The following is a 25485-nucleotide window of genomic DNA, read 5'->3' as shown; positions in this document are numbered from 1 at the left end:
GGATTGGCTGCGCGAGTTTCGATCCGGCCGCTACTATGAGAGGGAGGCTGAAATGACGACGACAGCAATGGTTGGCTTTATGCCGAATGCAGGTGCGCCGGTGAACGGTTCGCCGCGTGTGTGGTTCGATGATGTGCTTTCAATCGATGTCCAGACTGCTGCAGATGCGGCCCTTTTGTCCAGTCAGTTGCCTGGCATGCGGCAACGGCTATTCTCCCCAGTCGATGACAAGAGCCTTCGCAGATTCTCGTGTGGCGAAGCGGCACGCCTGATCGGCGTGTCTGACGGCTACCTGCGTCAACTTTCGCTCTCCGGTGAGGGGCCGGAGCCTTCCCATGTCAGCCGAACCGGGCGCCGGGCCTACACGCTGGAGGTCGTCAATGAAATGCGGGCGTATCTCGCCTCGCAGAGCGGCGCAAAAGCCGGACAATATATAAGGCATCGCAACGCGCAAGCCGGCGAGCAGCTGCAGATCATAGCGGTCACCAACTTCAAATGCCGCTCTGGAAAAACCACGACAGCGACCCATCTGGCTCAACACATGGCGCTTCAGGGCTATCGCGTGCTGGCGATCGATCTCGATCCGCAGGCTTCGATGTCGGCCCTTCTTGGCTATCAGCCAGACGTCGACCATTATTCAACGGCATCGATCTACGACGCCGTGCGTTATGATTGCGAGCGGGTTCCACTCGGCTCTGTGATTCTCAATACCTATTTCCCGGGCCTCGATCTCGCACCGGCCAGTTTCGAACTGCAGGAATTCGAGCATGCGACGCCGCGTAGCCTGGCCATGCGAGACAGCGGCAGTCCGGAAGCGTACGAAGGGCTATTCTTGGCTCGGATAAAGACGGTGATCGCCATGGTTGCCGACCGCTATGACGTCGTGATTCTGGATTGCCCACCGCAGCTCGGCGTCTTGACCTTGAGTGCTCTGTACGCAGCCACCGCCGTGATCGTCACTGTGAATCCGCAAATGCCGGACGTCGCCTCCACCAGCCGGTTCCTGAGAATGACCTCGGATCTTCTGTCCGAGATCCCGGTGGCTTGTGGCGAGCTGAACGGCAAACTTCTGCGCTATCTCATTACCCAATATGAACCCAACGACGGACTGCAGACGCAGGTAGCGGCGCTCTTGCGCGCGCAGTTCGCAGAGAGGGTTTTGACGGCTCCCATGATCAAATCGCCGGTCATTTCCGATGCGGGTTTGTCAAAACAGACACTGTATGACGTCGGCCGCGAAGGGTTTCCCCGGGGCGCATATGATCGCGCGATGGAATCGCTGACAGCTGTCAATTCGGAAATCGAGGGCCTCGTCAAAGCTGCTTGGGGTCGAGCGGATCGATGAGCAATGGCAAAATCCGTCGACGTACCGGCCTGAAATAGCCGCATAACGAAGACGTGTCGAAGGTGGAGGTGGGGAGCCTCCACGTCCGGCAGGCAACCGGAAGCTCCGGGCGGCATCGAAAGATCACCGCTCCCAAGGGCCGATGGGCCTGCTGGCCCGACGACGCCGTTGGCTGCGTGTTTCCCGGCTTATTTTCTAGAGACGAAATTGAGATCGACCCGCGGGCGGCGGCCATTCTGTAGCCGCTCCTGAAGACTGCCGTGTTGGCCGAAGACTTCAGACAGATTGGCGAACGCTGGGATGGGTTCGCCAGCCAAATGCCGCGCCATCGCCGGCACGAACAGACCCAAGATCAAATCCGCAAGAGTGGGACCGCCTGGCCAGAGCCTGTCAGGCGGCCGGGTTTCCGAATGAGGTTTTTTGTGTCCTCGCCAGATAACGAAGGAAACGTCATGAAACAATCAGGTTGGCGCAAGCCGACGCCTGGCCTTTGTAGGGCGAACATACTCGCCGACGACGGCGAACGGGCACCCACGTCCAAAAGCCGGGCAATGCTGGCCGTCAGGCGCGTCGCGCCTGTTATCGGCGTGAGACCCGGCGACCTCATGCTGCTTGATACCTTGGTCGCTTTCACCAGCCCTCCCGATTGGGAAGAGGGCGCCAGACCGATTGTCTGGCCATCCAACGAGTATCTGATCCATCACACGGGATACTCTCTGTCTGCGATCAAGCGTCATCTGCGCAATCTCGCGGAAATGGGTCTCATAGCCTACAAGGACAGTTCCAACGGCAAACGCTGGGGACGCAGGGGCGACGACGGTCGAATAGTCGAAGCCTATGGCCTCGATCTTTCCCCGCTCGCGGCAAGGTCGGGGGAGTTTGAAACCCTTTATGCGTCTGTCCGAGCCCAACGAAATCTGACGAAAGAGCTGAAGCGGAAGATAACGATCTTCCGGCGAATTGTCTGGGCAATTCTGCAAAGCGATTACGCGCGGCAGCCAGACGACCTGTGGTGCCAAATCAGGCAGCGCTATGAGGCGCTTGCGGAGGCACTGGCCTGCAACACAAGTGGCAATGCCGACCTGTCAAGCGTCTGTGATGCCTTTGAAGCGCTGAAAAACGAGGCTGAGGAGAAGCTGCGCAACGTGGAGCCGGAAAGCCCCGAAGAGAATAGCTCAACTGGTTGTTTTGAAAAAGAAAATCATTCTTTTATGGACCCCACGGGCGCCGCTCTTGAACCTCACATACAACCTACAAACCACCTTCAAAGCGTAAGATGTAAGAGCATCGAAAATGCTCCGGCGCGGTCGGGCCCGGCAGAGCGGACCTGGAACGTTGGCAAGAATGATGACATCGGAAATACGAGTGTTCCCCCGCGGGAAACCGAACGAAATCCAGCCACAGCCGCGCCGCCGGTTTCTGTCGGCGACGTCACGATCCGGTCGGTCGTCTTTGCATGCCCGGCCTTCGCTGAAATGGCGCATGGAATTGATGCTTACATACGCAGCTGGCGCGATTTTGTCACGGTTGCGGACAAGATCCGGTCGATGATCGGGATTTCAGGCGATGCTTGGGCAGCAGCGCAGGCGGCGATCGGATCCGAAGCAGCCGCGGTTGCGGTCGCCCTGATCACGGACAAGTATTCGGAGGGCAAGGTGGTTTCACCCGGTGGCTACCTGCGCGGGCTGGTTCTGAAGGCGCAGAAAGGCGATCTGAACTTGGCGCGTAGTGTCTTCGGGCGGATGAATGAACGTCATGGAAAAGCTGAAGGCTAGGAGCCGGCTCGTCGGGCGCAGCCTGGCGAAGATCGATGTCGGCGGGCAGCAATCATCGATGATACGAGAATTGGACTGGGAGGCACCGCGCTGAACCAGTTGCGCGGAGGCGACAACGCCGCGCGCCAAATATGACGCGCAAACGACACTTTCACATATTGGACTTGCTGCATAATTCCTTAAATCACCCCTGATGAAAGGAGCTATGCAGTGGTAGGCCAAAACCAAAATCCCGACTTCAGACTTAAGGCAGCATCAGCCCCACTGTCCCCGCCCGAACGCGCGGCAGGGCTGCCCTCAAAGCTCGATAGTGGACGAGCGGCTACGCTCGCGATTGTCGAGTTGCTGGCGCTTTGGCTGCGGCCCTTCGTTCGAGCTGGTGTCGTAACGTTGATCGACTGGGGTTTCTTCCCGCCTGCGCTTATCCACCCGGCCCGCTGGGTTTGAAGGTCCGGCCGGAAAAATTGAGGCGGCCCCCTCGTCGTCAGACGCGATCGCGATGGCCTCACTTGCCGACATCCCAAGCCTATTGCCAAACCGCCGCGACGTCGGGTTATCCAGATATTGCACCTCGTGATTAGTGCGGGCGCTTGAGCCGTCGACCACGGAGGTGGACACGGAGCGACTGCGACCGTGCTCTCGGCGCCCGCCACCAGCGTTTGTGAGGGATTGTTGATCGGTTTCATCGTCCGACGAGATCGAGATGGCGGCACTGGCCGAGGTACCCATCCAGTTTTCCGCGTGTTGCATCCTCGTTGAAGGCGGGTCGTAGAACTCGACCTCAATGTCCTGGTCCCAGGCGTCGTCCAGGGACGTTGACACGGACCGATTGCTGCGCAACCTTTGCTGCCGGGGAGCGGCGTGCGTGCCGCCGCCATTGTCGTCATCTGATGAGCCTTGGGTAGACCCGCCACTGTACGAGCTTCCCTCCTCGCTCTGCCATTCATCGATCATGCTTGAAGCGCGGTGTCCTTCAGCATCCGACCGATCGCTCGCGTCGTCCGTCCCGTCGTGCTCGGCCACGCCTATCTCCTCGACAGAGTTTGCCCACTGAGCTGCTCGAAGATTGGAAATGGCTTCGCCAGCCCACTTTGCCAAGCATCGCACTGCGTGCCCAGTGCAGGTGGCCAACAGCGCCCGGGCGTTGCCATCCATATCACCAAAGTCACGAATGCTCTGTCGCGCGGTGCGGTCTGCTGCCTCCAAGATAGACTCGATATCTTGGCTGCGCAGATACTTGGCGTTCTGTGCTAGATCTGCGAAAGCGGGCGCCGCATTTTCATAGTTCCCATCGCCTGCGGCGAATTCGAGTTGGCGTTTGACTAGTCTCGTTCTCTGATCTGGGGTGAAGTACGCAAGATTATTGCAAATATTGTACTCAGTTACCTCTATTGAGAAATCATCGTGAAAGTATTGCTGTGCTGAAAGGCCGTCGTCCTCTGCCTCAGGAGCGATTATCCCGGAAAAGTAGGCTTGTCTTTCTTCGATTGTCAAATCCTTGATGCGAGCGCTGAGCGCATATGCGAACGACGCATGCTGTTCTTCACCTTGCTCGAGCGCGGTCGCGATAAAGTTACGCCGCTGAACTTCAGGAAGTTGGGTGATGAGCTGCGCTTGTGCTTCGAATCGCTGCGGGTCGGTTCGCTCGGTCGTTTCTCTTAGGTGGCCGTTGACCTCATGCCATTGCGGCGGGCTGAGATGCGCCCGATGGGCCGACAAATGAAGGAGTGCTTCAATCTTGCAAAAATCGGCTCTGACATACCAGGCGGGTTCTGGCGTATCGTTTTCATTCGTGTCAGATGTGTAATTGGCGATGAAATAATCAGCGACTTTCCCCTGATCTCCCAAAGCAAGGCTCGGCAAATGTTCGGCGAGATAGCTGATTGCCTGCCATTTTCCCTGATTGTCAGCCGGTAGCCGGATAATCTGGTCAGCCAGTTCTGCCCTGTTTCGCGGCGAAAGTTTGTCAAGATGCTCGGCAAAGCAGGCGAGCGAACGTCCCTTTTCGGCGCCGTCTTTATAGATATGCGACAGAACTTGGGACTGGTCGTCTTCACTGAGAAGATGCGCTTTTTCGGCCCAGAACTCCAGCAGTTCACGGCGGTCTTCGGGGAGGAGGATGCCGCAGGAGGTAGCCACAAGCTTGGATCTGTCGGCAGGCGCCAGATGTTCTGCTTTTTTGATCGTCTGCAATACTAGCCTTTCCGCCATCGGCGAAAGTGCGTATTCTCTTTTCTGCAATAAATGTTCGTGGAACGAGCAGACGTGCGTTGAAACATGGCTTCTCTCTTCCGGCATCAGATATTCCAGATTGGATATCAGATTGCTCATCGCATGCTCGGGAAACGCGTCGAATTTATAGTTCAATAGTTTCTCTTTAGTCTCGCTTCTATCTTTGACAGAGCGAAGCGGAATGAAATTGGCTCGAACAGTGAGAGCTTGCAGCTCCAGTGAGTTGTGGGTGAACCCTTGCAGGTTACCGATCGGGATCTCGTTCAGGCTCGCCGTGTTTCTTAGAAGAATAGTGTTGATCTGCCCTATCGTGTCGGAATTAAGCGCGGCTTTTGCGTAGTTGTTTAGCGACTTATTGAGACCCCGCAGGTTGTTGAGGCTCGTCAGCGTGCCGACAAGATCGTTGGGGTCAACGAGAGGGCCGGTAATTTTTTCGAGGATTTCTGTCGGCAAAGTCTCAAAAGTTGATGGCATTGTTTTCTCACTGATTGGGTCGCCGGGGGCTTCTGGGCCTCGACACTTACCGGTTGAGATCAGGCGCAGTTCGCGTCACTGCCTTGTGTCGCCCGATAGCGTTTCCCCGAGTCTGATGGGCAATCATCCGCTCCGGCAGCTCGCAGCCGGCAGCGACCGAACGCCGTGTTCGATTGGCCTTTGAAGCGCTGTTGACGTTCTCGCCTGTGGCCGTTGGGTCTGAGTTTTCAGAGCGCGTCGAAATACAGCTGAGCGTGACATGCCGTTTCCCCCCGGCACGAGGAGCAGTGCCAAACTTCGAGTGGGTCGCGTTCACCTGGTGCTGCATGTGAGCACCGCATCCGCGAAATTCACAACAAGGCGCATCGTCGTCCTTTGTATAATAGTTCTGCTGAAAGGAAATCGACAGATAGTAGATGATTATGCAATGATAAAATCAGAAAAGTCATTTATATTCACGGATAACTGAATATCATCGTGTTAATTGACGGTCAATATGTCGATTTTCAATTAATTCAGGCGACAATGAATATTCTGCTGAAAATTATACAATTACATTAATGAACGATATTACGATTATACACTCAATCAGTCGGATCGTTGCTCGAAGCAGGCTATTGTGGTTGTGTTCACCGCTGGTGCGCAATTCGAAGCGCGGCGTTGATCAAAATCAACAAGGACCGGCCGGCTGGCCCAGATGTCCGAAACGCGATCGGCAGGAACGCCGGGATCCGCCAGATGTCGCCGTGGTTGCCGATGAACGTCACTTGTCGCTGTTTCGTTTGAATGGGTGGAGGGAGTGTGTTTGTGATGGACGGGCAGATGTCACGCTCGTTTGAGCGAATGGGGCCCCATCATCGTCCCAGGGCGAGCTCGCGCCGGTGCCGGCAGCACCCTGGCGATCGACGAGTGCCGGCGTCGAGCGCTACTCGACTGGCTTTTGACGATTGAGCCTCGGCACGGGCAGGCACATTCTGTGCTCGGCGGAACGGCTTGTGGTCAACGTCGGAACAAAGCGGCTGAATGTTTTTGTTTCCCTCGTCATCAGGACAGGGGCTCTGTCGGCGCTCCACAGAAGTCCGTTGGCGGCCCTCAACCGGCGGGAGATGGTCGGGGCACTGGCAGGATATATGCAGGTGTAGTCAATCGCCTCTCCTCGAGAACGCTCAAGACAACCGACTGAGCTGGTTCGCAGGGCTGCCGTGTCGGCCGTATTGGCGGCAGAGGCCGTTTGCAGCCAGGAAGCCTGCCGGCAGCGCCCGGGAGCGTTATGAGGCGCGTGGCCGGGCACGGGCTCTGCCGGTACTCCAGTGACGGGCGGCGTTTTGCTGGCATTCGAGCTTCGGTGGCCGAAGGCAGGGTTGGGGCGCTGGAGGTGATTTGCGCTTCTCGACAATGTCCGCGCCAGGTTGGGCACTTCAGGCAGGCTTCCGGGTAAGAGGCGAACGACGCGGCCACGGCTGCAGAATGAGGTGCGCCGAATACCGGAGGCAATGCGCCAGCCTTTTGGCTGCTGGCTGGCCGTTGTCGGCACTGGGCGGTCTGGTCATCGCTGCTTTGAGTGTTGCGCTCTGTCGCCGTTTGCGGGGCGTCCCATGGCAGGGCAATCTTGGAGGTGGCTGCTTTCCGATCACGCGTAGACCCGGCACTGGCAGGATATATGCAGGTGTAGTCAACTCCGCGCGCTCAGCCTTCCAGGGACCCTCCTCACACTCCGCCTGGGGCTGCGCTTCGCGCCCTCGCAAGCTCGGAGGAGCCCCGAGGCTCCATTCCCGGAGGGTCCCTTCTCGGCTGAGGGCGCTTACGTTGACTACACCTGCATATATCGTGGGAGCCGATCTGGTTCTCGCGCTTATGTAAGCGCATGCATGATGTCACTTATTTAATGGTTACACGCAAGAACATACAAACAATTACACAAATTTATATTTTAAGCTTGGAACAAATAAAATCTTGATTTTATTTAAAGAAGGCCACTTTTAGTGCGGGGCATATTGGGAAGTACTATAAATAATATTCCGGTCCGAAGCGTCCCGTGGCTTGCGGATGGCTGCGCTTAGCCACGGGCAGCATCAAGGGCGGTAGACCAAGCAACAGCCAACTGGGCAACAGCCTCTAGGAATGCGGCGGTCTGGTGTGTGCCAAACAAAAGCCCGTTGACGTAGTTGGGGATCGTCATGCTCTCGCCGGGGGGGACCACCTTGAATGAAAGGCCGCCCATGTCCTTAACCCCTTGCTGTGCCGCGATGTCATTCTTGTCATCCCCGAAGAACAGGACGAAGGTTCTGCGGTCGGCAAGGTGGTTCAGGAAGTCCACAAGGGCACGCCACTTTCCAGGTTTGTCAGCGGGCTCAAGTGTCACGCCGATGGTGTGGTCTTCAATGGCGACGCCATTCTTGGCAAAGGGAGCGAGTAAATCATAGATCTCTTGGTAGCGAGGGTGAGTTTTGTTGATAAAGACGCCCAAAAAGTGGCCCATGATCTGGAAAACCACTGGGGGACCAGCATCGTTTGCGAAGTCGACGGCTACTTTCGAGGGAGCGGAATAGTCGGGTTTGCGCACAACATTGGTTTTCTGCCCGTTGATCAAAGTGACGCAGCCCTCGTTGGCGGCCAGATTGATGCCTTCAATGAGACCAAAGAGGTTGTCGAGAAGCGTGTATTCCCGGGCAGACGCCACGAGGACGTGGCCTTTCGCCTTGATCAAGCGGGTGAGGGAGGCAGCGATCGTGGGCTGGAGAACAGGTTCGGAGGAGGTGGCGGGAAGGGTCAACGTCTTGTCAACGTCGGTACCGACGACGATTTCCACAGCGGCCTCGATTTGGCTTCGGACGGTTTCAAGGTGCGGGAGGAGCTGGTCGTAGTGGGCGTCGCAGGCGTTCTTGAGGCCGTCACAGATATCCTTCCAAACGGTCTCGGGGATGCGGATCTTGGGAGACTCGTTCATCGTGGTAGGGAGGTGGGTATGGAAAGCGGGTGCTTGAGTGCTTGAGTGTTTGTGTGTGGAAGAAGAGAAAGTGGAGGTAGATTGTTGAGAGTTGAAAGAGGAGGGAACGGCCTCTTTTTATAGCTTTGAGAGAGGTTGGACTGGGGCACGCCTGGGCGTATGACCCATGCTTATCGGCTGATCTTTGTTGATAGGGGGGCGCATGATGCGATGGCGTGATCTTGCCAAGCACCAATCAGATGTGGGGGCAGTGGCACGTTTTGGGGATGGGAGAGGCTAGACCATGTCGCATGACACAAACAACGGAGCCCGTTTCTAGATAAATTGCGGCGAAGGGGACTGCGAATGACGTCAGGTGGCAGGATATGGGATGATGTAATGTTCGTTTGTTTATGTCTTCCTGAATGCAATTGTCTGTGCGGGACAAAGTCGATGCGCGCGAAAGTCGGCGCTACTTGATCGTCTCTCGTCTGTTGCGAAGGAAGACTGGGAGAGTTGATGGACGCGCGAAAGAGGCTGAGGCTCTCAATGGCCACGATGCCGGCCAGGCGTGTCGCCGCGGCGGCGTGCCGCGATTGCTGCGCTGCGCGTGCTGGAGTTCACTTGGCTTGCTGAAAGTGAAAGAAGAGGGGTCCTAGGGCCCCAAATCCCATCCTGGAAAACATGGTCCCCGGCGCGTCTCCTACGCTTTTCTCCGGCGGGGCATTGGCTGCCTGACGAAGCAAAGCAACGGGCAAACCAAGTATCGCGCAGGAAGGCAGCTGGCGGCGTCCAGGAGCGGCAGAATGCACATGGCCGGGGAAGTGGGCCCCGCCGATCACCCAGGCCGTCAGCGCCGTTCTCCGGGCGCCTGGATGGTCTCGACGATCTCGACGATCTGAAGGGCATTGCGGCTCGCCTGGCAGGATATATGCAGGTGTAGTCAACTCCGCGCGCTCAGCCTTCCAGGGACCCTCCTCACATTCCGCCTGGGGCTGCGCTTCGCGCCTCGCAAAGCTCGGAGGAGCCCCGAGGCTCCATTCCCGGAGGGTCCCTTCTCGGCTGAGGGCGCTTACGTTGACTACACCTGCATATATCGTGGGAGCCGATCTGGTTCCCGCGCTTATGTAAGCTCATGCATGATGTCATTTATTTAATGGTTACACGAAAGAACATACAAACAATTACACAAATTTATATTTTAAGTTTGAAACAAATAAAAGCATGGTTTTATTTAAAGTGAGCCACTTTTAGTGGGGAGGCATATTGGGGACTACTAAAAAGTATAGTCCGGGCTGAGCTGTCCCGTGGCGTGGGGTTTGGGCATTCAGCCACTGATACCCTCGAGGTGAGAAATCACGACCTGGTTCACGGCGCGGAAGAAGCCCTCGGCGTCGGCGTCGGCGTCGGCGGGAACGGTGGCGGTGCCGTTGTACTGACAAGCATGCGAGAGGCGATCGGCGTTGATGGTAGTGGACATGGCTTTCTTTGCGTACTTGTTAGCCAAGTCCTCTTTCATGACCTCTTTCTCGGACTTCTTGAGGGTATCAACTAAGAGCTCTCCGGTTTCAGCGTCGAAAAGACCCGAGAAACGGAGGTGGCGTGCGTCAGTCGAGTACACCGCGCTGGCGTCATCGATCAAAGCGTAGAGTGCCTGATCCATGGGGAGTGGGCGCTGACCGGGACGGCGCAGGTGCCAGGCCCAAACGCCGCACGAATTTGCGCTGACGTGAATTCCGAGGGAGGCTACTTTGCCGCGTTCATGGGAAAGCATGATGAGCTCCCGAACGATCGTCGCTTCCGTCATCTCATCAGCAGTAAGGTCATGCTCAAGGACAGCAAAAGTTTCGTAGATGACCTTTTCCGGGTCGCCCACACTGGCTGAAATCACGCGGTTGAACGAGTACGGGTTCTTGCCCGCCCAGTAGGCATCGACGACGTTGGGTTGGCCAAGCTTGCTGTTGCGTGGATCCGCATACAGTTTCTCGAAGGGAGATGCAGGAGTTCGCAAGGCCTTCGATAGCTTCCGAGCAGCGTAGATTTCGGAAACCATTTCATCCCCCTCCTTAGTCAGCGGACGAGCGAAGGTGTCAATGCCGGTGTATGAACCCCAAGGGTTACCGTCCTCGGGAGCGAACCTGCACTCGGCGTGAATGCCGCGTTCCTCGCCGAGGCTGGTAAGTGCACGCTGTAGGCCGACGTAGAGCTTGCCGCCCTCTGTGGGAGCAGTGCCGGCTCGGATACGGTCCAGATCGGCGAGACAAAGCACGTCGGAGTTCGCGATGATGGCCTCGCCAGGGGTCTTGAAGTTGGACACAGGCTGGAAGCCGAGTTCGCGGGTGGCGCCGGCGGCATCGGGGTCCTGTCGAGCTATTCTCGCGTTCTGTGCTCCAATGGCAGCGAGATCACGGTCGCTACCTTCGTAAGAACCCATGGCGGTCGCGCTGGCGACTCCGGGAACCAGTTTAGAGAGGGCCGAGACAGAAGCACCCTGGGCGAGCTTGGCGTAATTGAGCGGTCCATAGACACCGGTGATGAACGGCTGGGCGGAGGACATGCTGTTCAAGCGGCGGTTAGTTTCCAGGTAGTGTTAAGGGATAGAAAGAAGAGTGCGAGTGGATACTTACGTTGCGTCAAAGGTAGGCGGTTCTTGGTAAAGTTGTTTGAGTGTTTGAGCGTTTGTGTGTGGAAGAAGAAAAGAAGAGTGCGTTGGTGATGATTGAAAGAGGGGGAGCGGCCTCTTTTTATACCTTTATGAGAGGTTAGACCGGGTCACCCCTGGGCGCGTATGACCCATGCTTATCGGCTGATCTTTGTTGATAAGGGGGCGCATGATGGGATGGCGTGATTTTGCCAAGCACCAATGAGATTTGAGGGCAGTGGCACATTTTGGGGATGGGAGAGGCTAGGCCATGTCGCATGACACAAACAAAGGAGCCCGTTTCTAGATAAATTGCGGCGAAGGGGACTGCGGATGACGTCAGGTGGCAGGATATGGGATGACGTAATGTTCGTTTGTTCATGTCTTCCTGAATGCAATTGTCTGTGCGGGAGAAAGTCGATGCGCCCAAAAAACCTCGGTCCCGTCTGAACGAGCAAAAAAAGCGATCGCAAAATTAAGGCTTGCAGCTACGGGAATCGGAAGTCGCGGCTGGTCCCCCCGCGGCTTGCACTGTGATCGAAACACGTCTAGCACTATGGGCGGCGACGGGATGGAGGGGCTCTATCTAGGAGCCGTGAATGCCCCATCGTGAACATGAGATGCCCGCCGTCCAGTATTTGCAGGAAGTCGTTCGGCGTCGGATGCTGCCTTCTGCTCTCGCCGATAAGATCAGCATCGCACAGCCGGGATCTGATGAATCCGCTCGTCGGTCCGAGACACACCAGATCGCCCGATCCATCGACGACCTGTTAACGACGGCTATCCCCGCAGGTCCGGAATACAACTTTCAGCGTCTCTATGCGCTTAGAGCCATTCGTGGCGCGGGTTTCGATAGACAAGATCCACAATCGGAAGCCGGCTCAGCCAATATTCGGGGCATCATCGGCGCCATCGACCGCAAGCGGCCGCAATTCGCTCAAAACGTTTCGGTCGAGATTGTTGATGAACTGTACAAGAAGCTTCAGAGCTATTCAAAAATCAAGGGCGGCGATCCGCGGGAATTCCCACCCATAGACAACCTGGGCCATCGCTACGACGAAGTGTCACGTCAACGTGGAAATGTCGCTCGCAGAGGCGCGATGATCCATTGTGCTTCGCTGAGCCAGATGTTTGCGCCTGCGCCAGAACGGGAATGGCCTTCTTCTTCGGGCTGTTCTCGTCTATTGCCGCGACCTTCCGAACTGCTCGACGCTGGTCAGTCACCGCATCCCGAATTGGCCTGAGAATAGACTTTCCGACCGACATGTCGGCGCCCAGCCGATGACCGCAGCCCCATGGACCCAGCCGCCAAATCTTGCGGGTGGTATGAGCGACACGGCCCCGACGTGGCGGCCGCCCTTGGGGTGCGGGATCATTGCAGCTGTCGCTATGAATTCAGAAGCTCGCGCAAATTCGCGTCAACCTGCTTCATGTAACCGGGCTCGAAGCCGTTGAGCGCAAAATGCCCCTCCTTGGATTGAAGGACCTTCAGAGTGGCATTTGGCATTTGCTGTGCGTCGGCCTCGCACTCGTTTGGCGGAAAGAACTGATCGTGGCTGATGGGCATGACATATGTCCGTGCCTTGATGCGCCCGAGTGCGGCGGAGAGATCACCGTTCGTATGCCTTGAGATATCGGCCCGCTGCCACTTCCAGATGGCGCTCAAAAGGGCGTTTGGGTCCATCGGCTCGAAATAGGCCTTCATCACGCCATTGATGAAATCGGCAAGCGAAGACATGCCGAGCACGGTGCGCCACCGTTCCTCCTGGTAGAACTCGCGGCTCCATCCGAGGCTGGCAACGATCTTGGCCATGCGGTCCATGCCGTCACGCACGTCGGTGCCCTGACGGTACCAGCCGCCATTCCACGCGGGATCGGACGTCAAAGCGTCCTGCAGCGTCTCGGTGAAATTTACCTGGTGCAGGGAGATCCGCGCCGTCGCTGCGATTGGTGCAGCGCGCTTGACCATCTCGGGGTAGCGTATCGCCCATTCATAGACTTGCTGACCGCCCATCGAGCCGCCGACGACGAGGGCGAGTTCGGTGATGCCGAACTTCTCTGTCAGCAGCCTGTGCTGGGCGCGCACGTCGTCGCCGATACGGATCTTGGGAAACTTGCCCATCGCCTGCGGCGCCGGCGTGTTGTGCGGTGAAGACGAGGTGCCGCAGCCGATCTGATCGACGATGACGATGAAGTACTTTTGCGGGTCGAGCGCGTGATCCGGGCCGACATAAATGTCCTCCATGACCTTCCCTGTTCCCGAGAACCATGTGGTGACCAGGATGGTATTGTCGCGCGCCGCGTTTAGTTCGCCGAAGGTGCGATAGGCGAGCTGACAGTTCCTCAGCGTTTCGCCCGTCTCCTCAAGCACCAGGTCTCCGATGCCGTGCAGTTCGTAGTGCCCCTGAAACGCGGGCGCTGCGTAGTAGGTATTCTCGATCATGATTGCCTCCCATATCACGGAGCGACCCTCCACGACCGCACCGTTACTCCTCCCAAAAATCACTAAACTCAAGTAAATGTTTTTGCAAGAGACTGGCGCGAGGCGCCGTGGTTTTATTGGCAAAGCACGAGTATTGTCGCCGTCGATATCTAGTTATCTCATTGAAAACAATGTGGAATAGATCGTTTGATCCTACGCCTCAGCAAATTTGAGTCCCTCCTCTTGATAGTTTAGTTTATTTATGTTTAGCTTAAATGAACGCGGCGCGAGGAGGCGCTTCGTCGGAGGCGTATCGGCAATCCGCAAGGGTTGCGGGAGGAGATTCACATGAAAAGACCGAAGCTGGCGATCAGGAACGCCACGAAGGTGTATGGCGCTGGAGAGAACCGTCTCGTCGCGCTCGACCGCATCAATCTCGATGTGGAGGAAGGGGAATTCGTCTCCCTCGTCGGCCCATCTGGCTGCGGCAAGACCACGCTTTTGTGGTCCATCGCGGGTCTGCATCGGTTAAGCGAAGGGGCGATCGAGCTTGATGGCGTCGCGATCGAGGGGCCGCATCCGCAGATCGGCATGATGTTTCAGGAAGCCAATCTTCTGCCTTGGCGCAATGTGCAGAAGAACATCGAGTTTCCCTTTGAAATTCGCAGACAGAAGCCGGCGCGTGCGACGATAGAAGCGTTGCTTTCACGCGTCGGCCTTGGAAGTTTCGGGTCGAAAATGCCGCGAGAGTTATCCGGCGGCATGCAGCAGCGCGCTTCGATCGTACGGGCACTCTCATCCGACCCGGACGTGCTTTTGATGGACGAACCATTTGGTGCGCTCGACGCGTTCACGCGCGACGAGATGAACCTGCTCATGGAGGAAATCTGGCTCGAGACGCGCAAGACCATCGTTTTGATTACCCACAGCATCCAGGAGGCGGTGTTCCTTTCCAACAAGGTTCACGTCATGAGCGCGCGCCCGGGGCGCATGTCCCGGACATTTGACGTTCCGTTCCCGCGCAAGCGCTCGCTTGCACTCACGGAGACCCGGGAGTTCTTCGACCTGGTCAATGAAATCAAATCGGAAATTCAACACCAGCCCGGCGTCCGTCGCGTCGCGGCAGCTGCTGCGGAGTAAGACGATGGGCGATAATACAATGAAAGCGGCTGTCGATTTCGGTGGCAACGCACCGGGCGGAGGCGTGGCGGCCTCTGGGCTCGCAGGCAACCCCGGTATCCGCAGTGCTTCGGAGATTTTTGCGGTTCTCGCCGTGGCGGTGGTGATCATCGGCGGAGCGGAAGTGCTGCTGCGCCTCTTTGAGGTGCCAGACTTCGTCATGCCGACGCCGTCGGCGATCGTCACGGCGCTCTTTCGCAGCATGCCAGAGATCGCGCCGCATCTCGGCTATACGCTCGTGGAACTTGTAGTGGGATATGCCATCGGCGCCTCCATCGGCATGATCCTGGCGGCGGTCATCACCCAGTTCCCCTTCGTCGAGAAGATCATCACACCTTACATCCTGCTTCTCGTGACAACACCCATGCTGGCGCTGGTGCCGCTGCTGATCCTCAATTTCGGCTTCGGCTATACCCCGCGCATCATTGCGGTGGCGCTCGCATCCGGGCCTATGGTGATGATCAATTCGGCGACAGGTTTCCGAAGAGTGGATCGAGCGAAGATTGCGCTGGCTCAGGTCTATGGTGCAACCACCTTGCAGATCTTCATGAGGATCCGTGTGCCGATGGCCATGCCGATGATCATCGTCGGTTTGATGATGGGCGCGATCTTCAGCGTGATAACGGCGATCGGTGCCGAGATGTCGGGCGGTGGCTTCGGCCTTGGAAGCAGGCTTACGACATTCTCCTCGACCCTTAGAACAGCCGATTTCTTCGCCGTGATCCTGATTCTCGCGGTCATGGGCATCCTGATCTACGCCTTCTTTTCCTGGCTCGGCAGGAGGTTGGCTGGCTGGGAAAGCTGACGTAGCCGGCGGGCCCGTGGAACCGCTCGCAGGGCCCGCCGCAATTCGCGAGCGGATATCAAGTGGAGGAGATGGACATGAAGACTGTTTTCGAGGCTGGCGTTTCACGCCGCCGTTTGTTGCAGGTGAGTGGCGCAGGTGTCGTCACGATCGCGGCCCTTGGCAGCGGCATTCTGCCTGCCCGTGCAAAACCCTATGACGGCAAGTTTACCTGGATTTCGCCACGCGGCACGATCGAGGTGATGGACGACTATGCGATCTGGGTTGCCAAGGCGATGGGCTACTACGACGATCTCGGCGTGGAGGTGGAGCTGCAGCCGGGACCGCCGGGTGGGACCGCGGTCGTGCAGTTCACGTCGGTCGGGCAGGCGGACATGGGCTTTCCGGCCCCGGGCATTCTCGGCAATTCGATCGAAGCGAACATGGGCCTCGTTTCTGTGTTCGGAACAGGCGCACGCGATCTCTTCAACATCGCCTTCCGCAAGGGCGAGGGTATGCAGGATCTGAAAGGGCTTGAGGGCAAGACCGTTCTCCTCGGTTCGGCCGCATGGCAGTCCATTGCCGACCCCATGCTGGCGGCCGTCGGTGTCGACACAAGCAAGGTCACCTACCTTGAGGCGGGGTTCCCGAACTGGACGAACGCGCTTGCTTCAGGCCAGGGCGACGCATGCCTTGCCTGGGAAGGCTTGCGGGCGACGCTCGACGCCAAGAAGCTTGAGTTCGACTATTGGATGGGCATGCTGGGCTCGCCCTTGCCTTCCAACAGTCAGGTCGTGCGTCGTTCTGATGTCGACGACCCCGATCGAAACGCCTTCCTGAAGAAGTTCCTCAAGGGACTGGCCATGGGGCACGCCTTTGCGGAGTACAACCCGCGCGCGGCGACCGATATCATTTTCAAGGCCCTGCCGGCGACCCGGGAGGCGCTCGGCCCGCGTTACGGGACCGAAAGCCTCATGCAGATCCACCGCACCTTCAAGGGGCCGATGACCGAGACCAACGGCTGGGGCCACCACGACATCAGGGCCTTCGACCTCTTTTTCAAGATCCAGAAGAAGCTGGGACTGCTATCCGTCGACATCGACGCGCAGGACTATGTTCTCAATGACTTCATCCCCGAGGCCAATGAGTTCGATCACCAGAAGGTCAAGGCTGCGGCGGAGGCCTACGACCTTCCGGAAGATCTGGCAGCGGTGGACATGGCGGATGTCGAAGCCCACTTCTATGACCGCGCAATTAATCAACTAAACTAAACTGTTCACTGGCAGAGCCCGGCGTTATGTTGGCTGGGTCTCGAGTCGGCGAGGAGACGTTCCGGCAGGTGGATCCCCACGGATCCACCTGCAGAAGGTGTCGGAGGACGAGGCGATGAGGAACCGGAAATGGCAAGCCAAAGCGAAATCATCGGGAAAATCGTCGATCGGTGCTGCTCGTCCATACAGGAGAACCGCGCGGCCTTGACCGGTCTCGACCTGGCGATCGGTGATGGCGACCACGGAGACAACATGGCGCGCGGTTTCGCGGCGGTGCAAAACACCTATCGAGAGCACCTGGGTTTGGAATTTCGGGAGTTCTGTCACACGCTCGGCATGACGCTGGTGATGAATGTCGGCGGCGCGTCGGGCCCACTTTTTGGGTCGATGCTCATGGATTTTGGCAAGGGGTCCGGTGCCCTGCCGAACGATGCGAAGGCAGCCTGCGACATGCTGCGGGCCGGGGCCGAGGCTGTCAAGCGGCGCGGCAAGTCGGATGCGGGGGCAAAGACAATGTTGGATGTGCTCGTGCCCCTCTGTAAAGAGCTCGACAGGCCGCTGGTCGCGCTCAGCGACGTGCGGGCCTGTGCCGCACGCTCACTGGAGGACACGAGGGACATGATTGCTACAAGCGGGCGCAGCGCCTTCCTGGGTGCACGCTCACGCGGCCATCTCGACCCGGGGGCGATGACGGTTTGCCTCCTGGTGAACGCGGTTTGTGATGTGCTTGAGGAAACGGCATGAACAGGAATGTCGCTTTGGTTATCGTTTCGCACTCCAAGGCAGTTGCCGAAGGAACGCGGGACATGGTGCGCCAGATGGTTGGCGGCGAGGTTGATGTGGTCGCGTGCGGCGGCAATGCTGAGGGCGGCCTGGGCACCAATATTGTGGAGATCATCGCGGCGTTGAAATCTGTCTGCCGCCCCCAGGGTGTGCTGATCTTCGTCGATCTTGGTGGTGCGGAGACCAATTCGGAAATGGCAATCGAGATGCTGCCTCCCGAACATCAGGCGTATTTCGCGATTTGCGATGCGGCCATTGTCGAAGGAGCCATCATGGCGGCGACAGAGGCCGTGTCCGGTGCGGCGCTGGAGCAAGTCCGAGCGGCGGCGGAGGAGTACAAGTCGTGAGCGAGAATGCGACCGGCAGTGCGACGATTCTGGACCCGACGGGCCTTCATGCCCGCCCGGCCGTGAAACTTGCGCGGCTGGCCAAGACGTTTGATTGTTCGGTGGAGGTCGCGGCCTCGCCGGAAGGGGCGTGGATCAATGCGAAATCGACGAACTCGCTCATGAAGATGAAGGCGAGAAACGGTGCGGCCATTTTCATCCGCGCACGCGGAGCTGGCGCCGATAGCGCAGTTTGCGAACTTGTCGCCCTGATATCGAGCAATTTCGGGGACGACTGATGAGGCACTATCACGGCACTCCGGCTGCAGTTGGCCGCGCGCGGGGAAAGGTTCTGGTCATGCGCAGCGACACGCAAGCGGCTGGCTATGCACCTGGTCTGCCGGCTCGAGAACGTGCGCACCTCGAAAGAGCGATCTTGCATGCGGTGCAAGAGCTACGCGATCTCGCGGGCGGGGTGGATCGCGAGGCCGCCGACATCCTCGAATTTCAGTGCGCGCTTCTCGATGACCCGGATTTCATTGCTGAAGCTTGGCACGCGGTCGAGGCAGGGCTGAGCGCCCCGGTCGCATGGCGGCAAGCCCTCGATGCCGAGATCACTGACTACCGGGCTGGCGGCGGCGCCTTGAGCGCCCGAGCCGACGACGTGGCCGACCTCATGTTGCGCGTTGAGCGCCATTTGTTCGGCGCCGGCACGCCACACGATATCCTAGACAAGGCCAGCGGCGTCATCCTGATTGCCGACCTCCTCACACCTTCCCGCCTGCTGGAATTCGAACCGGGTGCCATTGGCGGCATCGCGACCGTTGGCGGAAGCCCCGCGAGCCATGTCTGCCTGCTGGCGCGGGCGCGCGCTATTCCCATGATTGTCGGCTGTGGAGCGCTCATTCGCGCAATCGAGGATGGCTCGGAGGTTGTTCTTGATGCCAATCTTGGATCACTGGTGGCGGGATCAGCTGACGAACTGGCGCCTTTTCCTCGGTCATGGGAGCACCAAAGCGCCGTCGATAAAGATGCGGAACGGCGGCAGGTGGAGCCTGCGATCACCAGGGACGGCATCCGGATCGGCATCCACGTCAATCTCGACAATTCACGGCTGCTTCGCAGTCTCGACGTGACACCGTTTGACGGCGTGGGATTGGTGCGCACCGAGTTCCTGTTCAACGACGGTGTCCTGCCGGATGAGGACCGCCAATATGACGCTTATCGCGAAATTCTAAAGTGGGCAGCCGGGCGACCCGTCACCGTTCGGCTCCTCGATGCCGGAGGCGACAAGCCGGTCGTGGGACTGACGGTCCCCGGGGAGGCAAACCCGTTTCTTGGCCTTCGTGGCATTCGGCTCTTCCAAATCCGCCCGGAGGTGTTTCGCACCCAGATGCGGGCGCTCGCTCGCGCTGCGGCACACGGCAATCTCAAGGCGATGGTGCCGATGGTCACAGTCCCGCGCGAGCTTTCCGAAGTTAGGCAGGGCTTCGTAGAGGCTGTTGCAGAGCTTGAATCCAAGGGCGTCGCTTGCCGCATGCCGCCACTCGGCATGATGGTGGAGGTGCCATCGGCGGCGCTGATGGCGGCGGAGTTCGATACCGAGTTTTTCTCGGTCGGAACGAATGATTTGGCACAATACGTACTCGCTGCCGCGCGCGACGAGCACCGCCTAAATGTGCTCGTTGGCGAGGGCAACCGCGCCGTCGCGAGGCTGATCGAGCTGGTCGTCGAAGCAGGGCGAAGAAAGCAGGTGGAGGTTAGCGTCTGTGGCGACATGGCTTCGCAGGCGGAGCAGACCGGCCTGCTCCTGCGCGCTGGCGTGCGCAACCTGTCGCTCGCCCCGGCCTCCGTCGCATCGGTAAAGCAGGCGGTTCGTGATTGGACCGACAAGGTGGTGGCAGATGAATGACACGCAGACCCCGAACGATCTGATTGCCGCCTACAAGGAGCTGTTGCGCGACTTTCTCGCCAAGCGCCCCTCAGGGCTGCGCAAAAAAATCTCCGACGCGATCGGTACGAACCGAAGCTTCGTTTCGCAGATCACCAATCCAAAATATTCGGTGCCGATTCCCTCGCACTATGTGCAAAAGATCATCGCCGTCTGCCATCTGACGCCGTCCGAACGCGCGCAGTTCCTAGAAGCCTATGTGGAGGCTCATCCGGGGCAGGCAGAGCTCCTGACAAATGGTGCGCTTTCCGATGCAGACGCAATCACGATTGATCTTTCTGCGGTCAAGGATGAAGCCCAACGGGACCTTATCCGTCAGACACTTAAGTATACAGCAGAAAGCTTGATTGGGCTTGCGACCGGCAGGCGGAAAGACCGGCCATGAAAAAACTGATGAATGCGCCGGAGACCTTGCTGGCTGACGCGCTCGCTGGTTTCGCCGAAGTCCATGCAGATCTCGTGCGCTTCGATCCCACGAGCCGGTCGATCTTTCGTCGCGTGGCCAAGGGAGAGGGCAAGGTGACGCTCGTTTCAGGCGGCGGGTCCGGACACGAGCCTATGCACATCGGCTATGTCGGGCGAGGCATGCTCGATGCAGCTTGCGCCGGTCAGATCTTCAGTGCCCCAACCCCCGATCAGATGATGGCAGCGGCCGCAGCTGTCGATACCGGGGCTGGCGTACTCTTCATCGTTAAGAACTATGCCGGCGACGTCATGAATTTCGACATGGTCGCTGATCTGCGTTCGGGTATCACTGACCGCGTGCTCGTCGACGATGACGTCGCACTCGTCGGGCAACCGGCCGGACGGGCGCAGGGTGGCCGCGGTGTCGCAGGCACGGTCGTCGTCGAGAAGATCGTTGGCGCGGCGGCAGAACAGGGCGCTCGCCTGGAAGAATGCGCCGCGATCGGGCGAAGGGTGACGGCAAAGACCGGCTCGATGGCCGCGGCGTTGAGAGGCTGCACCGTCCCGGCAGCAGGCCGGCCAACATTTTTCCTGGGCGAGGGGGAAATCGAGCTCGGTGTCGGCATCCACGGTGAAGCGGGACGTGAACGCGTCGCCATGAAGACTGCCTCAGAGCTGGCCGAGATTTTTCTCGACGGCATCCTTGATAAGATCCGGGCGGAGCGCGGTGAGCCGCTGCTTCTGATGTGCAACGGCCTTGGTGCTACCCCGCCGATCGAGCTCTACTCATTCTACCATGCGGCCCGACAGGCTCTTGATCACCGCGGCTATCGCGTGGAGCGCAGTCTCGCAGGCACCTTTTGTACTGCCCTCGACATGGCCGGTGCGTCTCTGACCGTCACTGCTCTTGATCAAGACACGTTACCGCTCTTTGACACCCCAGCCCAAACGCCGGCCTTCCGATGTAGCTAGCAGGGACGAGCCGCCTTCTCACCAACTCGTAGAAAATTGGCGACCCGCCAAAAGGAGAACTCATGCGCAATTTTTATAACACCAGAGACAACATCGTTTCCGACGCGCTCGACGGTTTGATTGCCGCTCGGGGCGGTGAGGTCCTTCGGTTCGACCATTCCAGTCATGCGCGTGTCGTCATCCGAGGCGGCTCAGACAAATCGAAGGTTGCGGTCGTTTCCGGCGGCGGCTCGGGCCACGAGCCCGCGCATGCGGGCCTTGTCGGAGCGGGTTTGCTGACGGCGGCAGTTTGCGGCGATGTCTTTGCCTCGCCGAGCGTCGATGCGGTGCTCTCGGCAATCATCGCGGTCACCGGCCCGGCCGGCTGCATTCTGGTGGTCAAGAACTATACCGGCGACCGGCTGAATTTTGGGCTCGCGGCGGAAAAGGCCAAGGCGTTGGGCCTGCGTGTTGAAATGGTGATCGTGGCCGATGACATCGCTATTCGCGACGCGGTCCAGCCGCGCGGCGTAGCCGGCACGGTTTTCGTGCACAAGATTGCCGGCTATCTGGCGGATGCGGGTCGGAGCCTGGGCGAGATCGTCTCGGTGGTCGAGCGGGCCAAGCGCGGCATCCTGACCATCGGCGCGGCCCGCGATACCTGCACCGTGCCCGGCAGCCCAAAACAGGAACGAATGGCTGACGGTGAGGTGGAGATTGGCCTAGGCATTCACGGTGAAGCCGGCGTCGAACTGGTCCGCCCGCAGTCATCGGTCGAACTTGTGGAGATGCTCGCTTCGCGGCTTCAGGAAAGGCTCGACCCGGGCGCCCGCTATGCGTTGCTGTTCAACAATCTGGGTGGCCTATCGGGCCTCGAATGCTCGGTGCTCCTGGCCGACGTCATGCGCTCGCGGGTGAAGGACCGGATCGCCTATGTGGCAGGCCCGGCCAGCGTGATGACGGCGTTGGACATGCCCGGGTTCTCGCTCTCGTTGCTCGAGCTCACGCCGGAATTCGAGGAAATCCTGCTGGCGCCGACCGGATGCCCGGCGCTGCCGCCCTTTACCGCCGTGCGCAACACCACTGCGATTGCTACTCCAGCCATGGAGCAGGCCTCCGCGTGGGTGCCGTCCACAGACGAAACAGTCCGGAAGATCGTTGAGGCGATAGTCGAAACGTGCATCGCGATGGAGAGTGATATCAACGACCTCGACGCGAAGGTCGGCGACGGCGACACGGGCAGCACATTTGCTACCGCGGCACGCGCCGTGCGCCGCAACATTGACGCCCTTCCATTCGCATCGGGCGCTGCCCTTCTGTCGGCTCTCAGTGAAATCAAGCGCAAGGCGATGGGGGGCTCTAGCGGCGTTTTGTTTGCGATCCTGCTCGCCCGCGCTGCGGAAGCCTACGGTCAGAAGGACGATTGGACAGCGGCTTTGACCGCCGGCGTCGAGGCGATGCAGAAGTATGGTGGGGCTCGCATTGGGGACCGGACAATGGTCGACGCACTCAAGCCCGCCTTCGACACGCTTGCGGCAGGTGGTGACCTGAAGGTTGCCGCAGCCGCTGCACGCAAGGGTGCAGATGCGACAGCTGGGATGCTGCGTGCAGGTGCCGGACGCTCTTCCTATCTCGATGCTCGTTCCTTGGAGGGAAACAAGGATCCGGGTGCCGAAGCCGTCGCGCGCGTTTTCGAGACGCTGGCGATGGTTTAATCGGCCCTTTCATCCTATGCCGCCGTGGCGGTGGTGTAGGATCTAGGCAATTGTGGATGCTTGGGCAGGCTCGATCGGGGGCGATGTTGCAATCGCCCCCGATGCGGAGCTTTGCGCGGTCGTTGTTAACATGCCCCGTCGGGGGCTCCCCGTTGCCTCATTTGCGCTTCTCCTCCCTCTCGAAAAAGCAGGCCAGCGCCGCGCATGCCAGCTTGCGACCAAACGCCCGTGTGCTCTCAAAGCCGAGCGGGTCGAAATGCGTACGGGCGATGTCGATCAAGCGGACAGGCATCATGCGCGAGGTCTGGATGATCGCCGGTTTGTCTTTGTTCCCAATCGCATACTCGGCTGCCGACGCCCGGTACGAGCCATCATCAAGCCGGGTTTCATAATCGTCCAAGGCCCGGCGTAGGATCATTTGAAGCGCTTTTGTCGCCGAATATTGCTTGGTGAGTGCGTCATAGCTTGCCGAGACACCGCGCGCGGGGAGCGGCGCCGACAGGAACACCTGGATTTTGGGTTCTTCCGGCTCGAACTCGGGAAAGACGAGGCCGGTGAACATAGGGCTAGGCGTGGTTGCAACTTCCTGATGAGGAGCCACTGCTGCTGCCGCAAGTTCTTCCGGCAGGATATCGGTCCGCAAAGACTGGAATACGGCCCTTGGACCGGGCCGGCTGTTTTCGGTGGCCGAAGGGGCTTGCGGCAATGGTGCCGAGGCCTGCGTCGCCAGTGGTGCCGTTTCCTGGCTCGGGTCAGTCGCCTGACTGCTCGCCTTGTCCTGACCGTCGTCGGCATCCGGTCTCAATTTTGCTAAACGTTTGGCTTCCTCGACGGAAACACTGGGCTTTCGGATCGCCATTTCAACCCTCCAGCGCCGATGTCAAGAATGTCCGAAGTGCTTCCACTTCGCTCATTGCCGCGGCGTAGTTGCGCGCCATCAACCGCATCGCCGGATTGGTCGTCATGTTCTCCAGGATCAAATGCAGCATGCCTCGCTTCTTCATCGCCGCGTAGGCGTCGCGCTCATACATCGGCGTTTCGAATTGGGGCAGGACGCTCAGCATATCCGAGGCGGCCCGTTGCGAGGCCGTCACCCGCCCGATCGGGACGCGCTGTTGCAGGATCGCGGTTTCCGCATGCAGATTTTCGGCAACGAGAAGCTCGATAATGTAGCGATAGGTCGCCAACGCTTCATCGATGTCGAGCGGCGTCAGCATCGTCGGGATCAGCAAAAAATCCGAGCTGGCGATAATCGTATTGTTCAGCTCGCTCGACCCGCCATGGGTATCGGCGAACGCATAGTCGAACCCCTGATTTTCGGCCTCCTGATAGGCCGCTTCCAGCAGCGGCAACTCATCGGCGACGAAAACGCTGCACCGGTCATCCCAGGTTCCGTTCTCCTTGGCGTTTTCCCTCCAGGTGGTCAGCGGCCGGTTTTCATCGGCCTCAAACAGGGCGACCGTTTTGTTGTCGGCCACAAGCGCTGAGCAGAGGCCCATCAGTGCAGTCGTTTTGCCGGCGCCGCCTTTGAATGAGCAGAAAGTAATAAGCTTCATTGCAGTAACCCTTTTTAATCGTAAATCCGGTAAAAGTCGTATCTACAAATATTTGTACATCAGATTGTTTGTTTGTTCGTATCAATATTAAATACTATTGCAATTTTGATTGGTCAATGACGATTTTTATTGACGGTGATATTGATTTGTAGTTCGTATACGCCATATTGTTATTGAGTTTATTGGTGATTGTAAGCGGTATGGCTTGCGTGCCGATTTTGATCGAATGGGATGTTCCGGCCATTGCCGGGTCCGTTTCTGAAAAAGGCGATTGCAAAGTATGGCAACAGGCAACCAGACAGGCCTTTTTGGCGAGTGGCCGATTTCGACCGGTGCCACGAAAAACCCCGCCGAACACGGCGGCTACAAAGTCGTCAGCGTCCGGCTCCGGCACGCGGAGTTCGTGAGTTTTTCGGAGCAGGTGCAGAAACTGGGGCTGACCAACAATATGGCCCTGCGCATCGTTGCGCGCCGTGTCGCCGGGTTCCTCGAGGTTGACCGCGAGACGCGTCATATGTTGCGGCAGATCTCCAGCAATATCGGCGAAATCTCGGCAAGCCTGAGCCATTTGCAGCGCGATGCGCAGCGGTCCGGCAGCGGCGACGTGGACAAGCTGTTCGAGCTTCGCGCGGCCTTCGGCAAGGAATTCGCAATGCTCGATGACAAGCTGCAAACGCTGCTGAACGTTTCCAAGCGGCGGATCGACGGCCAGGTTCTGCTGAAACGTGCAGTGCGCAAGTCGTAGCCTT

At 58.7% G+C, this 25485-nt stretch carries 21 protein-coding genes; 14 read left to right on the top strand and 7 right to left on the bottom strand.

Annotation, left to right across the window (positions count from 1 at the left end; genetic code table 11):
- The first annotated feature begins 52 nt into the window (after positions 1-52).
- Complete coding sequence (gene repA, locus BC363_RS14765) at positions 53-1345, top strand: plasmid partitioning protein RepA (RefSeq protein WP_244519877.1); 1293 nt, start codon at positions 53-55, stop codon at positions 1343-1345.
- Between the two features lie 188 nt (positions 1346-1533).
- Here the strand turns inward: repA and BC363_RS35105 are convergent, their stop codons facing one another.
- Positions 1534-1695 (bottom strand): hypothetical protein, encoded by a 162-nt coding sequence (locus BC363_RS35105; protein WP_161952461.1) that lies wholly within the window; start codon positions 1693-1695, stop codon positions 1534-1536.
- A gap of 102 nt (positions 1696-1797) precedes the next feature.
- Between BC363_RS35105 and repC the strand changes: the two genes are divergently transcribed.
- Positions 1798-3120, top strand: a complete 1323-nt coding sequence (repC, locus tag BC363_RS14760) for a plasmid replication protein RepC (RefSeq protein WP_065782530.1) — start codon at positions 1798-1800, stop codon at positions 3118-3120.
- A gap of 297 nt (positions 3121-3417) precedes the next feature.
- On the opposite strand, the gene BC363_RS14755 is transcribed toward repC, so the two are convergent.
- From BC363_RS14755 to BC363_RS14745, 3 genes are all read right to left on the bottom strand, one after another.
- Positions 3418-5826 carry a hypothetical protein gene (locus tag BC363_RS14755; protein WP_065782527.1) on the bottom strand — a complete coding sequence of 803 codons (2409 nt, stop codon included), beginning with the start codon at positions 5824-5826 and terminating at the stop codon, positions 3418-3420.
- A 2056-nt stretch (positions 5827-7882) separates the two neighbouring features.
- On the bottom strand, positions 7883-8773 hold the full coding sequence (locus BC363_RS14750; protein ID WP_065782525.1) for a hypothetical protein: 891 nt from the start codon (positions 8771-8773) through the stop codon (positions 7883-7885).
- 1306 nt (positions 8774-10079) lie between these two features.
- Positions 10080-11318 (bottom strand): hypothetical protein, encoded by a 1239-nt coding sequence (locus tag BC363_RS14745; RefSeq protein WP_141690315.1) that lies wholly within the window; start codon positions 11316-11318, stop codon positions 10080-10082.
- Positions 11319-11992: 674 nt separating this feature from the next.
- On the opposite strand from BC363_RS14745, the gene BC363_RS14740 reads away from it, so the two are divergent.
- The gene (locus tag BC363_RS14740) at positions 11993-12637 is read left to right on the top strand and encodes a hypothetical protein (RefSeq protein WP_141690314.1); all 645 of its coding nucleotides are present in this window, start codon (positions 11993-11995) and stop codon (positions 12635-12637) included.
- A gap of 143 nt (positions 12638-12780) precedes the next feature.
- Here the strand turns inward: BC363_RS14740 and BC363_RS14735 are convergent, their stop codons facing one another.
- The gene (locus BC363_RS14735; protein ID WP_065782517.1) at positions 12781-13836 is read right to left on the bottom strand and encodes an alpha/beta fold hydrolase; all 1056 of its coding nucleotides are present in this window, start codon (positions 13834-13836) and stop codon (positions 12781-12783) included.
- A gap of 327 nt (positions 13837-14163) precedes the next feature.
- On the opposite strand from BC363_RS14735, the gene BC363_RS14730 reads away from it, so the two are divergent.
- From BC363_RS14730 to BC363_RS14685, 10 genes are all read left to right on the top strand, one after another.
- A complete protein-coding gene (locus tag BC363_RS14730; protein ID WP_065782515.1) occupies positions 14164-14955 on the top strand; it encodes an ABC transporter ATP-binding protein in 792 nt (263 codons plus the stop codon).
- Positions 14956-14959: 4 nt separating this feature from the next.
- Positions 14960-15799, top strand: a complete 840-nt coding sequence (locus tag BC363_RS14725) for an ABC transporter permease (protein ID WP_083223457.1) — start codon at positions 14960-14962, stop codon at positions 15797-15799.
- 77 nt (positions 15800-15876) lie between these two features.
- The gene (locus BC363_RS14720; protein ID WP_244519876.1) at positions 15877-17049 is read left to right on the top strand and encodes an ABC transporter substrate-binding protein; all 1173 of its coding nucleotides are present in this window, start codon (positions 15877-15879) and stop codon (positions 17047-17049) included.
- Between the two features lie 129 nt (positions 17050-17178).
- On the top strand, positions 17179-17793 hold the full coding sequence (gene dhaL, locus BC363_RS14715; protein WP_065782510.1) for a dihydroxyacetone kinase subunit DhaL: 615 nt from the start codon (positions 17179-17181) through the stop codon (positions 17791-17793).
- Positions 17790-18179 carry a dihydroxyacetone kinase phosphoryl donor subunit DhaM gene (gene dhaM / locus BC363_RS14710; protein WP_065782508.1) on the top strand — a complete coding sequence of 130 codons (390 nt, stop codon included), beginning with the start codon at positions 17790-17792 and terminating at the stop codon, positions 18177-18179. Before dhaL ends, dhaM begins: the two co-directional genes overlap by 4 nt.
- Positions 18176-18457, top strand: a complete 282-nt coding sequence (locus BC363_RS14705) for an HPr family phosphocarrier protein (protein WP_065782506.1) — start codon at positions 18176-18178, stop codon at positions 18455-18457. The genes dhaM and BC363_RS14705 overlap by 4 nt, the downstream gene beginning before the upstream one ends.
- Positions 18457-20070, top strand: a complete 1614-nt coding sequence (gene ptsP / locus BC363_RS14700; protein WP_065782504.1) for a phosphoenolpyruvate--protein phosphotransferase — start codon at positions 18457-18459, stop codon at positions 20068-20070. Before BC363_RS14705 ends, ptsP begins: the two co-directional genes overlap by 1 nt.
- Positions 20063-20494, top strand: a complete 432-nt coding sequence (locus BC363_RS14695; protein ID WP_065782499.1) for a hypothetical protein — start codon at positions 20063-20065, stop codon at positions 20492-20494. Before ptsP ends, BC363_RS14695 begins: the two co-directional genes overlap by 8 nt.
- Positions 20491-21486 (top strand): dihydroxyacetone kinase subunit DhaK, encoded by a 996-nt coding sequence (locus BC363_RS14690; protein WP_065782497.1) that lies wholly within the window; start codon positions 20491-20493, stop codon positions 21484-21486. Before BC363_RS14695 ends, BC363_RS14690 begins: the two co-directional genes overlap by 4 nt.
- A gap of 62 nt (positions 21487-21548) precedes the next feature.
- Positions 21549-23180 carry a dihydroxyacetone kinase subunit DhaK gene (locus tag BC363_RS14685; RefSeq protein WP_065782495.1) on the top strand — a complete coding sequence of 544 codons (1632 nt, stop codon included), beginning with the start codon at positions 21549-21551 and terminating at the stop codon, positions 23178-23180.
- Positions 23181-23337: 157 nt separating this feature from the next.
- On the opposite strand, the gene BC363_RS33495 is transcribed toward BC363_RS14685, so the two are convergent.
- Both BC363_RS33495 and BC363_RS14675 read right to left on the bottom strand, forming a co-directional pair.
- The gene (locus BC363_RS33495) at positions 23338-24039 is read right to left on the bottom strand and encodes a VirC2 family conjugal transfer protein (protein ID WP_083223456.1); all 702 of its coding nucleotides are present in this window, start codon (positions 24037-24039) and stop codon (positions 23338-23340) included.
- A gap of 1 nt (position 24040) precedes the next feature.
- On the bottom strand, positions 24041-24736 hold the full coding sequence (locus BC363_RS14675; protein ID WP_065782491.1) for a conjugal transfer ATPase VirC1: 696 nt from the start codon (positions 24734-24736) through the stop codon (positions 24041-24043).
- A 280-nt stretch (positions 24737-25016) separates the two neighbouring features.
- Here BC363_RS14675 and BC363_RS14670 point away from each other — a divergent pair, with 280 nt between their 5' ends.
- Positions 25017-25481 (top strand): DNA mobilization endonuclease VirD1/MobC family subunit, encoded by a 465-nt coding sequence (locus BC363_RS14670; RefSeq protein WP_065782489.1) that lies wholly within the window; start codon positions 25017-25019, stop codon positions 25479-25481.
- The last annotated feature ends 4 nt before the right edge of the window (positions 25482-25485 follow it).

Origin of the sequence: Ensifer sp. LC384, from assembly GCF_001695865.1 — a bacterium.
Taxonomy (GTDB): domain Bacteria; phylum Pseudomonadota; class Alphaproteobacteria; order Rhizobiales; family Rhizobiaceae; genus Ensifer.
Note: the sequence above shows the minus strand (reverse complement) of the source record. Positions and strands in the feature narration are given on the sequence as shown.

Bases quoted from the DNA above. Each gene is read 5' to 3' on its own strand.
- repA (WP_244519877.1), top strand. From the start codon at position 53: ATGACGACGACAGCAATGGTTGGCTTTATGCCGAATGCAGGTGCGCCG.
- repC (WP_065782530.1), top strand. From the start codon at position 1,798: ATGAAACAATCAGGTTGGCGCAAGCCGACGCCTGGCCTTTGTAGGGCG.
- BC363_RS14755 (WP_065782527.1), bottom strand. From the start codon at position 5,826: ATGCCATCAACTTTTGAGACTTTGCCGACAGAAATCCTCGAAAAAATT.
- BC363_RS14750 (WP_065782525.1), bottom strand. From the start codon at position 8,773: ATGAACGAGTCTCCCAAGATCCGCATCCCCGAGACCGTTTGGAAGGAT.
- BC363_RS14740 (WP_141690314.1), top strand. From the start codon at position 11,993: ATGCCCCATCGTGAACATGAGATGCCCGCCGTCCAGTATTTGCAGGAA.
- BC363_RS14735 (WP_065782517.1), bottom strand. From the start codon at position 13,836: ATGATCGAGAATACCTACTACGCAGCGCCCGCGTTTCAGGGGCACTAC.
- BC363_RS14730 (WP_065782515.1), top strand. From the start codon at position 14,164: ATGAAAAGACCGAAGCTGGCGATCAGGAACGCCACGAAGGTGTATGGC.
- BC363_RS14725 (WP_083223457.1), top strand. From the start codon at position 14,960: ATGGGCGATAATACAATGAAAGCGGCTGTCGATTTCGGTGGCAACGCA.
- BC363_RS14720 (WP_244519876.1), top strand. From the start codon at position 15,877: ATGAAGACTGTTTTCGAGGCTGGCGTTTCACGCCGCCGTTTGTTGCAG.
- dhaL (WP_065782510.1), top strand. From the start codon at position 17,179: ATGGCAAGCCAAAGCGAAATCATCGGGAAAATCGTCGATCGGTGCTGC.
- dhaM (WP_065782508.1), top strand. From the start codon at position 17,790: ATGAACAGGAATGTCGCTTTGGTTATCGTTTCGCACTCCAAGGCAGTT.
- ptsP (WP_065782504.1), top strand. From the start codon at position 18,457: ATGAGGCACTATCACGGCACTCCGGCTGCAGTTGGCCGCGCGCGGGGA.
- BC363_RS14695 (WP_065782499.1), top strand. From the start codon at position 20,063: ATGAATGACACGCAGACCCCGAACGATCTGATTGCCGCCTACAAGGAG.
- BC363_RS14690 (WP_065782497.1), top strand. From the start codon at position 20,491: ATGAAAAAACTGATGAATGCGCCGGAGACCTTGCTGGCTGACGCGCTC.
- BC363_RS14685 (WP_065782495.1), top strand. From the start codon at position 21,549: ATGCGCAATTTTTATAACACCAGAGACAACATCGTTTCCGACGCGCTC.
- BC363_RS33495 (WP_083223456.1), bottom strand. From the start codon at position 24,039: ATGGCGATCCGAAAGCCCAGTGTTTCCGTCGAGGAAGCCAAACGTTTA.
- BC363_RS14675 (WP_065782491.1), bottom strand. From the start codon at position 24,736: ATGAAGCTTATTACTTTCTGCTCATTCAAAGGCGGCGCCGGCAAAACG.
- BC363_RS14670 (WP_065782489.1), top strand. From the start codon at position 25,017: ATGGCAACAGGCAACCAGACAGGCCTTTTTGGCGAGTGGCCGATTTCG.